Annotated in this window: 14 protein-coding genes; 5 read left to right on the top strand and 9 right to left on the bottom strand. The window is 48.1% G+C overall.

All coding sequences use genetic code 11. The features are described from left to right. Positions 1-13 precede the first annotated feature (13 nt). The 8 genes from WMO44_RS10560 to WMO44_RS10595 all read right to left on the bottom strand — a co-directional run bounded on the left by WMO44_RS10560 (position 14) and on the right by WMO44_RS10595 (position 8126). Positions 14-193 carry a hypothetical protein gene (locus WMO44_RS10560; protein WP_158403747.1) on the bottom strand — a complete coding sequence of 60 codons (180 nt, stop codon included), beginning with the start codon at positions 191-193 and terminating at the stop codon, positions 14-16. A gap of 355 nt (positions 194-548) precedes the next feature. After that, positions 549-794, bottom strand: coding sequence for a helix-turn-helix domain-containing protein (locus tag WMO44_RS10565; RefSeq protein WP_112122069.1), 246 nt, complete (start codon positions 792-794; stop codon positions 549-551). A gap of 6 nt (positions 795-800) precedes the next feature. Then, on the bottom strand, positions 801-1232 hold the full coding sequence (locus tag WMO44_RS10570; RefSeq protein WP_349152561.1) for a sigma-70 family RNA polymerase sigma factor: 432 nt from the start codon (positions 1230-1232) through the stop codon (positions 801-803). Between the two features lie 577 nt (positions 1233-1809). Further along, the gene (locus WMO44_RS10575) at positions 1810-3519 is read right to left on the bottom strand and encodes an ABC transporter ATP-binding protein (protein WP_349151170.1); all 1710 of its coding nucleotides are present in this window, start codon (positions 3517-3519) and stop codon (positions 1810-1812) included. Then, a complete protein-coding gene (locus WMO44_RS10580; RefSeq protein WP_349152562.1) occupies positions 3512-5275 on the bottom strand; it encodes an ABC transporter ATP-binding protein in 1764 nt (587 codons plus the stop codon). The genes WMO44_RS10575 and WMO44_RS10580 overlap by 8 nt, the downstream gene beginning before the upstream one ends. Positions 5276-5278: 3 nt before the next feature. Continuing rightward, a complete protein-coding gene (locus tag WMO44_RS10585) occupies positions 5279-6796 on the bottom strand; it encodes an ABC transporter ATP-binding protein (protein WP_349152563.1) in 1518 nt (505 codons plus the stop codon). Next, complete coding sequence (locus WMO44_RS10590) at positions 6793-7518, bottom strand: energy-coupling factor transporter transmembrane component T (RefSeq protein ID WP_112122073.1); 726 nt, start codon at positions 7516-7518, stop codon at positions 6793-6795. Before WMO44_RS10590 ends, WMO44_RS10585 begins: the two co-directional genes overlap by 4 nt. Further along, the gene (locus WMO44_RS10595) at positions 7515-8126 is read right to left on the bottom strand and encodes an MptD family putative ECF transporter S component (protein WP_112122074.1); all 612 of its coding nucleotides are present in this window, start codon (positions 8124-8126) and stop codon (positions 7515-7517) included. Before WMO44_RS10595 ends, WMO44_RS10590 begins: the two co-directional genes overlap by 4 nt. 188 nt (positions 8127-8314) lie before the next feature. On the opposite strand from WMO44_RS10595, the gene WMO44_RS10600 reads away from it, so the two are divergent. The 5 genes from WMO44_RS10600 (at position 8315) to WMO44_RS10620 (ending at position 12599) form a co-directional block, all read left to right on the top strand. Further along, the gene (locus WMO44_RS10600; RefSeq protein WP_112122075.1) at positions 8315-9283 is read left to right on the top strand and encodes a helix-turn-helix transcriptional regulator; all 969 of its coding nucleotides are present in this window, start codon (positions 8315-8317) and stop codon (positions 9281-9283) included. A 130-nt stretch (positions 9284-9413) separates the two neighbouring features. Continuing rightward, positions 9414-9782, top strand: coding sequence for a helix-turn-helix transcriptional regulator (locus tag WMO44_RS10605; RefSeq protein WP_349152564.1), 369 nt, complete (start codon positions 9414-9416; stop codon positions 9780-9782). A 190-nt stretch (positions 9783-9972) separates the two neighbouring features. Beyond that, positions 9973-10302, top strand: a complete 330-nt coding sequence (locus tag WMO44_RS10610; protein ID WP_349152565.1) for a plasmid mobilization protein — start codon at positions 9973-9975, stop codon at positions 10300-10302. Next, the gene (locus tag WMO44_RS10615) at positions 10263-11591 is read left to right on the top strand and encodes a relaxase/mobilization nuclease domain-containing protein (protein ID WP_349152566.1); all 1329 of its coding nucleotides are present in this window, start codon (positions 10263-10265) and stop codon (positions 11589-11591) included. The genes WMO44_RS10610 and WMO44_RS10615 overlap by 40 nt, the downstream gene beginning before the upstream one ends. Before the next feature lie 111 nt (positions 11592-11702). Then, positions 11703-12599 (top strand): BRO-N domain-containing protein, encoded by an 897-nt coding sequence (locus tag WMO44_RS10620; RefSeq protein ID WP_112115873.1) that lies wholly within the window; start codon positions 11703-11705, stop codon positions 12597-12599. 116 nt (positions 12600-12715) lie between these two features. Here WMO44_RS10620 and WMO44_RS10625 read toward each other — a convergent pair whose 3' ends face one another. Then, on the bottom strand, positions 12716-12916 hold the full coding sequence (locus tag WMO44_RS10625) for a transposon-transfer assisting family protein (protein WP_227623102.1): 201 nt from the start codon (positions 12914-12916) through the stop codon (positions 12716-12718). Between the last annotated feature and the right edge of the window lies 1 nt (position 12917).

Consider the following 12917-nt stretch of genomic DNA (forward strand, 5'->3'; position numbering starts at 1 on the left):
TCCCGAAAGGTCATTATAATTTTTCGCTTTCGGATTTCATCAGCCGGAGAAGAACTTCTCCTAAGGTCTGGGAACTTTCTTCTTTGAACACCGGCTCAACGATAAAGGAGCGATTGCCAATACGATAAGTCGAATCCAGAGTAAGCATCTCTGGATTTTTTGCTTTTTCAGGGTTTGTCTTTTTCGCTTGCATCGTAAAAATCCCCTTTCTTAAAAATCAAAAAATGAGCCAACGGACGGCTGCTGGCAGCAGCCCACGGGAATCTCACCCCTGCATTCCTCATGCAGCCCTACTCATTGCCTGCGACGCTCTGAACGCTCGGACTTTGACGGTAAGGGAGTATCAGCCTGCCTGTATGTCATGGCCCGCAAGCAGCCGCGCTTGCATTGCGGCGTGGTGGTGATCGCTCCACTTTTCAAAGAAAAGCATCTTGGCGCACCCGCCGTCCGGCTCGATACAGACAGCAACGTGTCCGTTTGCCCTATGATGCACCGCCATTATCCTGCGGGCATATTTTTCAAGGTGCAGTCCCGAAACGTGGAAAGGGTCAGACTGTTTCGGCTTTGGTCACAATAGAAGAAATCAGTTTGATTTCCAGATGGCGTTTCATGTACTCGTCTATGCACACATGAGGCTGACCGTGCTTGTCATAGAGAATGCCTGTACAGAGCTTGTTGATATAACCTCTGTAATGTCGCAAAACCTGTTCAACTGCATCGGTGTCTCCAGCGCAGGCAGAGCGAATCACCGAGAGCGGTAAAAGCTCTCTGCTTGTGTGTTCATAGGAGCCCATTTACGCCTAACCTCCCTCCGGCAAGTGCGCCTTTAGCTTTTTTCGCAGCTCATTCAGCGTTTTTGCCCGGTGTCGTTGAACAGCACTCCGGGACATTCCCATGAGGTCGCCAATCTCGCCGTCGCCCAGTTCCAGAACGCAAAACAGAATCAGAATACTTTGTTCTTGCTTCGGCAGAGCGGCAAACGCATTGGCAACAAGTTCATTGTCGATGTGCAGATCACAGCCGTAGGACGAAAATATAAATTCTTCGCTCGGATAATAGTCTACACTCGTGAGCTTTCCCAGTTCTTCCAACGAAAGAGTGCTGAATGACTTTTCACGGTCAAGCAGGCGTTTCTTATTTCGGTGATAGTTCCGGGCCTCATTTCGCAGTACCGCTTTGCAGAACGCATCGAATCGGTACTGTTCGCCATCGTTGCGAGGGATAGCTTCCATCTTCTCACCCCCTTTCCGTGGGGATGTCGGGTGGATTTTTCCCTTTCCGCTAATATGACACCTGAAACACCCGCTTCTGCCCGCTTTTCTGAAAATTTCCAAAAATATTTTTGAAACGGGCAGATTTTCAGGCGGCAAAAGAAAATCCAAGCAGACTGAAAGCGGCCAACCGAGCAGAATGACAGTGTTAAACGCGCAGCAACTACATTGTATAGTACATAGTAAAAGCCCTGCTGACCCTGTGCGGGAGCAAGGCTTTTTTTGATGATTCAAAGTTGAGTGACCGATAGAATATCAGGCGCATAGTGGCATCCTCCTAGCGGCCGCCATACGGACGATGAAACGTGCTGATAAGCAAAAAGAACCGGCGGCCCTGATTTTCTCAAAAGCCGTCGGTTCAAAATAGGTACACAAAATCACCTGCTCAAACCAACGGCTTTTTATTTCCCCTTAGTCGGGGCAGGCTCATGTGCTATATGATTGTTCTTTCTTAAAGGCGTCTTTCAGCCGTTCATAGATTTCTGCGCTAATATCGCATTCGATTCAGCAGGTATCACCCCTGCCGCTTTATTTTCTATCAAGCCGATATTTTTTGCTCTGCGTTCCACATAGCAGCATATTTTCCGCCTTTCGCAAGCAATTCCTCGTGGGTTCCCGATTCAGCAATCCTGCCATCACCCATTACAAGGATTTGGTCTGCATTTTTGACAATGGAAAGGGTATGAGCAATCATTACCACTGTCTTTTTCTCTTTTAGCAGATTGGCGATGGCCTGCTTTACGGCAAGCTCATTTTCAATGTCAAGAGATGCGGTTGCTTCATCCAAAAGCAGGATAGGGCTGTTTTTCAGGATAGCGCGGGCTATTGAAATTCGCTGACGCTCACCGCCAGAGAGAAGATTTCCATTCTCGCCAGTCAGCGTATCGTATCCCTTTTCCATCTTACGGATGAAGCTGTCACAGTTGGCTTCCCGGCAGGCAGCCTCGATTTCTGCGTCCGTAGCATTAGGACGGGCGTGTCGGATATTATCCCGGATGGTATCATCAAAGAGAAATACGTCTTGGTCTACCATAGAAACTTGTTCTAGAACCCGCTCGGCGGCTACATGGTTAATGGGCTTACCTCCAATAGAAATCGTCCCGCCCGTTGCTTCGTAATATTTTGCAATCAGGTTCAAAATGGTGGATTTGCCAGAACCAGAGTCTCCGACAATGGCTGTGAGTTTTTGATCCGGCACCGTAAAGGTAGCGTGTTTTAGTACCGGCTCACCGGGTACATACGAAAAATCTACATTGTCAAAGATGATTTCATGGGTGGTTGTGTGAAGCGGCTCCATACTGCCTGTTTCCTCCGGCTCATTCATTACACCCAAGATTTTGTTCTTCGAAATCATCAGGTTTTTATAACTGGTGAGGTCTACAAAAATCGAGTTGGCCAGCTTTGCACAGAACAAGGGCAGCATACAAATCAAAAGGTAGTCTACCGTGTTCAGCGTTCCAGCAGCCCAAGGTGTATAAGCCAGCCAGATAACCAGCGGACAGGATAGCCAGCTCAAAATGCCAAATCCTGTACCGATCGGCAGCACTTTTGCCTCGTATACAAAACTAATACGGCTAAACTCCCGCATGGCGTTAATAACGGTTTTGTTCTTCATACCGCCTACACCATAAGCACGGAAAGTCTGAATGCCAGAAACATATTCAACAATGCTGCTGACATTCTCCGCACAAATATCGTTCTTTTCTTTTCCGTATTTCTGCACCATGCGGAAAGAAAGCCACAAGCCAGGGATTAAAAGAAGGTCAGCAATCAACAGAATAATTCCAGCCGGGACATAAATCGTCATAACAAAAACGATCAACATGAACGACAAGGCAAAATTCTTTGCCAAATCTCCGACCTTATGGGTCAGAATTTTTTCATAGTTATTTACATCGCTTGTGATGGTGTTGATATAATCGCCGGTCTGTCCCTGCGTAAACCGGGACAGTGGGATGCGCTTCAAATGGTCACCCATAAAAAGCCGAATATTCTTGCTGACCTCTGCACCGCCAATCTGCGCTTTGGTATAACCATAGCTGTAAATCAGGATACGGAGAAGAAAAATCACTGCAATGATACCAGTCAGAGCCAAAACTCGGTTCATGTCAAATTGACTCGACCACAAAAACTGCATAACAGAGTAAAGCAGCATAAACAGGCTGCCGGAGAGAAGTCCTTCCAGAACGGTTCCGCCGACACCAATATAGAAATTGCGGTTCTTTTTCAATACATCATGCTCATTCATGCTGCTCACCGCCCTCCAACTGATAAGTGATATTCCGGGCTGTTTCGTAGTCATCCCACGCTTTTCGATAGTAGGCGTTGTTCTTCCGAACTTCCTCATGGGTACCAACGCTGGTAATTGTATGGTTTTCCACCACAGCCACCCGGTTGCACATTTTCAAAGCACTCAAACGGTGTGCTACTACAATAACTGTTTTGCCTTTGCATAGATTTTGAATGGCTTTATCAATCTCCATCTGATTTTCCGGGTCAGAGGCACTTGTGGCCTCGTCCAAAATCAAGATGGGTGCATTTTTCAGAATTGCGCGGGCAATCGCAATCCGCTGCTTTTCTCCGCCGGAAAAGCGGGAGCCGAAACTGCCCACTTTTGTGTCATATCCATCCGGCAGGGACATGATAAAGTCATCAATCTGTGCCTCTTTTGCAGCAGCCCGCACTTCTTCCAGAGTAGCGTTACTACCCATGCGGATATTTTCCAGCACACTGTCACGGGTGAGGAAAGTCTTTTGAAACACGATGGCTATATTTTTCAGAATGGTATCGTAGTCAAGCTCCTTGACATTTTTGCCGCCAATCAGCACTTCGCCTTCCTGCACATCGTAGAACCGGGAAATAAGTTCAATCACAGTGCTTTTACCGGCACCAGATCGGCCCACAAGAGCCATGCGCTCGCCATCATGGATTTTGAGGTTGACACCATGCAGTACATCGGTTTTACCGTCATAAGAAAATCGGACATTCCGAAGTTCAATATCATGTTTTTGGGGGAAGTCTGTTCCACCCTCATAAATCGGAATATCCAGTATTTCTTTGGTTTTGGTAATCGCGTTCAGTACATTTGCAAAGTTTGTGCCCAATTCCTGTAAAGGCCGAATTTCCGTTAAATACATAGAGCCGACATACACAAACAACAGAAGCGCACTGGCTGTCAGCGAACCTTTCAGGAAAAACATCCCGCCTATCGGAACCATCAGCAGCATTCCACATTCAATGATAACGACAAATGCTGCATATGGAGGCCCCATACGCCGGGAAGTCTCATTCCACATGGCGTTTTCCTCCTGGATTGCGTCAGACAATTTTCGGAACGACTTACTCCCCATGTTATAGGCTTTAATCAGTTTCATTCCGCTGATGTATTCAATCATAACGGAGTTCAGTGCAGTAATGGATTGGTTGGCTCGTTCCATCAGGTCATCTGTATTGCGGAACATTATCCCCATTACTACCACGGCCAGAACCAGAGGGACAAGGGAAATCAACGCCAATGGAACATTAACGGTCATCAAATAAATAAAGATGACTACCGGTCCAACCAGATAGCACACAAGGTCGGGAAGATTATGCGCCAGAAATAGCTCCAGCTTTTCAATATCTTCATTCAGAACCGTTTTAATATCTCCTGTGCGCCGTTCATTCAGGGCGCCCAAAGGCGCTCTGGCCATGTGTTCCGCCACCATACAGCGCACTTTGAACAGTGCGCCGTAGGCGCCTTTATGGGCCGCCACGCCGGAACATCCGAACAGGACAAAACGCAGGGTGACAGCAGCGGCAATCATTGCCACAGTCTGCACTACAAGTTCTTTTGTGCAGGCACTGTTAAATGTAGCATCCATCAACCTGTAAATTCCAATATATGGGATAATAATACACAGCCCGCTGCACATGGACAGCAGGATTGCCAGAAACAACCAAAATTTTTGTTCTCCTGCCCAATGCAGCAGCAATGCTACACTGTTTTCTTTTTTCTGCTTCATAGACTACCTCTCCTTTCCATCTGAACGGCCCAGGCCTCCCTCTCTGTCCCCTGCGGGGACATTCACCTTGACAGAGAAAAGCTCTCTCAATTTCGGGAGGGCATCCATTGTAACTAATACGTCATCGGGTATTTCGCCTTCGTCAAAATGTAAGACACGGGAACAGGTACGGCAGACAAACTCAAAATCATGGGTGACAATGAAAATGACTTTTCCCATATCGGATAATCGCCGGATCAATCCTGCAACCTGCGTCATACTGTCAAAGTCAAGGCCGCTGGTCGGTTCATCAAATACAAGCAAGTCTTTCCCACAAATCATGCTGACAGCTACAGCTACTCGTTGCTTTTGACCGCCGGAAAGCGTGTTTGGATGTTGTTCTCGATATGGGGAAAGCCCCAGTTCTTCCAAAGTTGCATTTACCAGCGTTTGGTCTGGATTTCGGATGCCAAAGGAACATTCTGCTTCTACGCTGTCAGCGAAAAGCTCATAGTTCACATCCTGCATGACCATATAAGAGCGTTGCAGCCTTTCCTTACGCTCAATCGGCTTGCTTTCCCACAAAAATTGTCCATCGCAGTTTTTGTGAAGCCCACAGAGAGCGCGAGAAAATGTAGTCTTTCCGGCTCCATTGTGGCCGACCACGCCAATCACTTCGCCCTTTCCCGCGGATAGGACAATGTCATGCAAAATGGTTTGTTTCTTGTAACTGAGCGTCACATTCCGCAGTTCCAATACAGGGGTAAGCGCAGGCAAGTGGGCTTTTGGCGGGAATACCGCCTGTAAATCAACAGCCCGCAGCCCCATGTGTTCACGCTCATATTCCGATAGCTGCCGAAATTCTTCCGGGGTATAAATCCCTTTGATTTCTCCTTTTTCCAGATAAACGATTCGGTCGGCCAGTTCCATCAGGTAGTACAGCCGGTGTTCTGCTATCAAAACCGTTTTGCCCTGCTTTTTTATCAGCCGCAAATGCTCTCTCAACTCCTGAATGGAAGTCATATCCAAATTGGAGGACGGTTCATCCAGCAAATAAATCTGTGGGTTCATGGCATAAACAGAAGCGAAGGCGATTTTCTGCTTTTCACCGCCGGACAGTTCAAAAATATTCCTGTTCCGCAGCTTTTGAATACGCAGATCGTCGGCTGTCTGTTCCACTCGCTCTATCAGCTCTTGTGGAGGACGAGCCTCGTTCTCAATGCCAAAGGCAATCTCGCTGTCTGTGTCCACATTGAAAAACTGTGTCCGTGGATTTTGGAAAACGGAGCCGACCTTAGCAGCAATCTGATACATGGGGCGGCTGCTGATTTCCTGACCATCTACCAGCACACGGCCTTGAAGCTCTCCCTGATAAAACTGAGGAATTAGTCCATTCACCAGCCTTGTGATCGTTGTTTTTCCGCACCCACTGCGGCCACAGAACAGGACACATTCTCCGTCCGAAATTTTCAAATTGATGTCATGCAGCCCGCCATGTTCCTGTCCTGTATAGGAAAACGATACATTTTCAAACTCAATCAACCGATCACACCTCCCCGCACACATAATTCAAAAATCAGATAAGCTACAGCAACGGCCATGACGCCCCAATCGGCAGCTCCGCATTTTATCTGGACAAGGCAGGTGCGTGGATTGGGATTTTCAATTCCACGGGTGACAGAAGCAACAGAAAGATCATCCGCTGCTTTTGAAGCTGCCATCAACAAAGGCACATAAATACACTCAACTGTCATACCCGGATGTGCTAAAAAGCTCGCCAGAGAAGGTGAAACATCTCTCATCCGCATAGCGTCCTTGATATAGCGCCAGTCCTCTTGAATAGTTGGAATGTACCGTAGCATAACTGCCATAGGAATTACTAACTTTTTAGGTGCGTGGACACGGTTCATAGCAGACAGGAACTCATTGACTTTTGTAGTAGTCAGAACAATCCCGGCCAAGGTTCCGCACGCATAGACCTTATGAAACAATCCTAAAAAGGCAATAAACATTGTCCGCAGCGTGCCTGTCATTTCTGCCATGATCCAAACTGTCAGGGCACAGATGACCGCATAAAAGCATACAGCCTTAATGACATATTTCCACTTTCCAAAGAAAGCCCCCAATACCGCAATCAGCATAACAAGGACAAATTGATATGCAAGTGAAGGAGCAAACATGGACGATAAAACACACATAAGAATAAGAAAGAGCTTGGCCCGTGGGTCGAGCCAAATCCCTTTCTTGTGGCGTTTACCGCTCATGCTGTAATACCTGCTTTTTCAAACTGCTTTTTCAGCATTTTGCAGCCCACAAAAGCACTGATTGCAGATGCAGCGATAGCGGTAGCAAACATGGCAATCAGGATGCCAGTATTTGCGGTAGCCTGCATGGTGTCGATATAGCTCTGTTCCGTTCCATTTCCCAGCATGGTCTGTGCCCAGCCGTTGGGGTCAACAAAGAACACGATATACGAACCAGTGCCACCGAGGGAGAACAGGATATAAGACAGGCTGTTGAGTTTTTTGCTTTTGTACTGTCCTGCGCCAGCAACAAAGTCCGCGACAATCGCCATGATCAGGTAGCCCAATGCAAAAGCCCAGTGCATACCAGTCACGAACCAAATAATACCCATGATAACGCCCATTATAGAAAGGCTCCAACGCTTATGTACTTTTGCAATCAGCAAAAGATAAATGGGGCCAGCAAGCAGCCCACCTCCTGCCGGCATGAAAAAAGTAAGCACGGGATTCGTTGCAAAAAAGACACCGCCCACCAATACAAAAACAAATAACAGTGCGGTAAAAATGCCAGTTGTTACAAGGTCTTTCACAGTCAGACCTTTGTTCATAGAATTTACTTGATTACTCATTTTGAGCCTCCTACCTTTCGTTGTCTTGACGCGACAAGCGGTTTGTGATATTCTTCGATTAGATGATGCTAACCGTTATCTAATACGGTACACTTGTGACGAACAGCATTCAATAGGTTTCGGCGATGTTCGTCTGTTCCTTTCAAAGGTTCGTCCAATCGTTGCAAAAAAGAAGGCGGTCTACTTTCATGTCTGAAATCATTGATCAGCTTTATGCGCCCCTGCTTGCGGAACACGGTTTTATCCGTGACTCGGATAACCAGCAATACGGGGCATTAGGTATCTGCTGGAAACTTTCTCCCGAAGTCGGAGAAGGTACCTACTGGACTTATGGACAGAAAGACCTATACGATATTAAAATTCACAATTTTTCTTTCCACAAGGATTTCATGCTGGAATGTTCTTTGCCAGAATGTTTGAGTATTACGCAGTATGATTCTATCTCCGGGGAAGAGTTATCGCCATACCGCAGACTGTCTGCCGGCTGCATCAAAACATTTATCGGAGGCTATGCGCCATACAAGGCTTTGATACATAAGAATATTCCAATCCGTTCGGTTGGAATCGAGATTGCACCCGCATATTATGAAGATTATCTGAAGAAACTGTACCCTGAGGCACAGATCAATCCGATTGACGCCTTCCGCAAAATCGACCAAACATCAGATTTTCCTGCGATGTCACGGTTGCTTACGGAGATTAAGGACTATCGCGGAGAAGGGATTGCCGCAAAACTTTTTTATGAGGGAAAAGTCGCAGAAGCAGTTTCAATGGTAGTGGAATATCAGAAGAAGCATCCTGATAAACCAGTTCATAAGCTCTCGCAGCAGGATATAGAAAGTATCCAGACGGTTGCCTCATATCTTAGCGACCACTATGCTTTTGACATTCCTCTGGAAAGGCTGACGCAGATTGCCTGTATGGGGACAACGAAACTGAAAAGTTGTTTTAAGAAATACTACGACTGCACCATTACAGAGTATATTCAGCAGCGGCGCATGAGCCAAGCCGAGTATCTGCTGGCATACACAGAACTGACAGTCGGACAAGTTGCCCAAACAGTGGGGTATTCCACTTCAAGCCGATTTGCAGAATTGTTCCGCAAAAGCACTGGATTGTTGCCATTGGAGTATAGAAAAACCGCGCAACGAAAGTAGAATGAGAGCCAGAATAAACTCTGGCGCGTGCGTCTGATTTTCAAGTGGAACTATAAAGTGTAAGCTGAATGGATTTTGCATCATTTCGCCAATCGCTCATGAACTATAAAATGTATATGGGTGATGCAGAATGGCGAAAATTGAGGACTGTCCCGGCTTTGAAACGTTCGGAGCGGATGTCAAGGCAGCTCGAAAGGCAAAACAACTTTCCCGCAGTGCGCTGGCTGACATGATACATTGTGACAGCCGGTATCTTGCGAACATCGAAAACGAAGGCACGCTGCCCAGCCTGCCGGTGGTGATTCAGCTGATAAAAATATGTGGTCTGCCCGTGGAGCGATACTTCAACCCGGAACTCATGCGGGAAGAAAGCGCGGATCGTCAGAGGGTCAGCCACAAGCTGCAGCTTTGCCCAGAAGAATACTTACCTATCGTAGAAGGTGCTATTGACGGTGCCTTGCGAATCCATGAACAGGAAAAAGTGCCGGCGTGTGTCTGATTGCCACGCACGGTCATTGAGAGGATGCAAAAGCGTCCTCTTATTTTTTTGCATTTTGCGGGCAGAACGGGGGTGTTGTGGTGTCATAGTAGTGGGGAAAGGTAACGTAGCAAGCATAGGGAGTGTAGCCACTCCCGGCAAAAATGCTTGCTGGGGAGTACCCCAGACCCCCAAGAAACGAGGTGAAACTATGACGAACCGAACCCGAAAAATTGTTCTGCGTGTTCCCGTGACACCGGAGGAACAGAAACTTATCCGGCAGAAGATGGCTCTGCTGCACACACGGAATTTTTCTGCCTACGCCCGGAAGATGCTGATAGATGGTTATGTTGTCCACATCGACACCACCGACATCCGGGCGCAGACCGCCGAATTGCAGAAGATTGGTGTCAACGTCAATCAGATCGCACGGCGGCTGAACAGCATGGGGCCGCTGTACACACAAGATGTTGCGGACATTAAAGGAGCGCTGGCACAGATATGGCAGTTACAAAGATACATCCTATCAAGTCAACGCTGAAAAAGGCACTGGACTACATCGAGAATCCAGCCAAGACGGATGAAAAAATGCTGGTGTCCTCCTTTGCCTGCTCCTATGAAACCGCCGACATCGAATTTGAACTGCTGCTATCACAAGCCATGCAGAAAGGCAACAATCTGGCCCACCACCTGATACAGTCTTTTGCGCCGGGCGAAACCACGCCGGAGCAGGCCCACGAGATTGGCCGGCAGCTTGCAGATGAAGTCCTGCAAGGAAAATATCCCTATGTGCTGACAACGCACATTGACAAAGGGCACATCCACAACCACATCATCTTTTGCGCTGTGGACATGGTGAATCAGCGCAAATATGTTTCTAACCGACAGAGTTATGCCTACATCCGGCGCACCAGCGACCGGCTGTGTAAGGAACATGGCCTGTCCGTGGTAATGCCCGGTCAAGACCGGGGCAAAAGCTATGCCGAGTGGGATGCACACCGCAAGGGCACGAGCTGGAAGGCGAAGCTGAAAACCGCCATAGATGCAGCCATCCCGCAGGCCAAGGATTTTGACGATTTTCTGCGGCTCCTGCAGGAGCAGGGCTACGAGGTCAAGCGGGGCAAGTACGTTTCGTTCCGTGCGCCCGGACAGGGGCGGTTCACTCGCTGCAAAACGCTGGGCGAAGCCTACACCGAAGAAGCTATCACCGAGCGCATCAAAGGGCGGTTTGCGGAGCGGAAGCCCAAAGAAAACCGCAAAATTTCGCTGCGGATTGATTTGGAGAACAGCATCAAGGCCCAGCAGTCCGCAGGGTATGAGAAGTGGGCAAAACTCCACAATCTGAAACAGGCTGCCCGGACGCTGAACTTCCTGACCGAGCATGAAATCGACAGCTACCCGGATTTGGAAAGCCGGTTGGCCGAGATCACCGCCGCCAGCACCGAAGCTGCCGCCGCGCTGAAAGCGGCCGAACGCCGGCTTGCAGAAATGGCCGTGCTGATAAAGGATGTCACCACCTGTAAGGAGCTGCGCCCATTGGTGCAGGAATATCAGCGAGCTGCTGAAAAAAAGCAGTTCCGGCGCAGGCACGAAGGCACCTTGATTCTCTATGAGGCCGCAGCCAAGGCCCTGAAAGAGCAGGGCTTTCAAAAGCTGCCCGACCTTTACGCCCTGAAAGCCGAGTATAAGCTATTGGCCGAGCAGAAAGACCAGCTGCAACAGCAGTACACCGAAGCCAAACGCCAGATGCAGGAGTATGGCATTATCAAGCAGAATGTGGACGGCATCCTACGGACAACACCGGGAAAGGAGCAGATGCAGGAACGGTAAATCTGCACAAAATATTGTTCGGATTTTTGAATCCAAAACGCTTAGACCGGGTGGCGTTTCCACCCGAAATCATGTAAAATAGACTTAGACAACGAAAGCGAGGAACCCTCTATGGCAGAAGTGAACGATAACAGCTCCATCCAGCTTTTTGAAGATCAGAAAATCCGTACTGCATGGGATGCAGAAAAGGAAGAATGGTATTTTTCGATTATTGATGTTATCTCCGTTTTAACAGATACCGCTAATCCGCGGCGATATTGGAGCGACCTGAAACGTAAGCTGAAAATTGAGGGTGCAGTTGAAGTGTACGAAAAAATCGTACAGTTGAAATTGCTGTCCCCGGATGGAAAGAAAAGACTGACGGATGTTGCCAGCACAGAACAACTTTTGCGTATCATCCAGTCAATCCCATCTCCGAAAGCTGAGCCGTTCAAGGCATGGCTGGCAATGGTAGGCAAGGAACGCATCGAGGAAACCATCGACCCGGAACAGGCCATCGACCGCGCACTTGATACCTATTTGAAAAAAGGCTACTCCGAAGAATGGATTCACCAGCGGCTTTTGGCAATCCGCATCCGCAACGAACTGACGGATGAATGGAAGAAGCGCGGAGTACAAAAGGGCAAGGAGTATGCTATCCTGACCGATGAAATCTCCCGCGCATGGTCTGGCATGACCACAGGGCAGTACAAGCGGCTGAAAGGTCTGACGAAAGAAAATCTCCGGGACAATATGACTGATTTGGAACTTGTGCTGACCATGCTGGCGGAAGCCTCCACCACGGATATTTCCAAAACTGCAAAGCCACAGACCTTTGAAGAAAACAAGCAGGTTGCCAAACGCGGCGGCAAGGTGGCCGGCATTGCGCGGCAGGCTCTTGAAGCGGAAACCGGCAAGCCTGTTATCACAGAAAAGAATGCGTTTGACTTCCAGCAGCTTGTGACCGACATTGTAGAAGATGCCGCCGAACTGCCGGAAAATCCCACCGAGAAAAAAGATAAAGACTGATACATGAAAAATAGCCGGACACAGCAGCCACAAGGCCACCGTGTCCGGCTATTTCTGTGTTGACAATGGCACATTACTTTCACTGAAAATAATGTACCATTGTCGAGCTGGCGGTATTATTCACCCGTAAAATCGAATCTCTGTCCGTCAAAGTCAGCATCGGTCATTTGTTCCAATTTTGCAATGGTGCTGTTTGCCAGTTGCCGCATTTCTGTGTCCATATCCGGCAGGACAGCCATCATCCGTGCCATCGTGCGGCGGCGGTCGGAAGTATGGTACATACAGATCAAATTTTCTTCTTCTACACTGAAATTCATG

The sequence above is a fragment of the Faecalibacterium tardum genome (genome assembly GCF_040096515.1).
Classification (GTDB): domain Bacteria; phylum Bacillota; class Clostridia; order Oscillospirales; family Ruminococcaceae; genus Faecalibacterium; species Faecalibacterium tardum.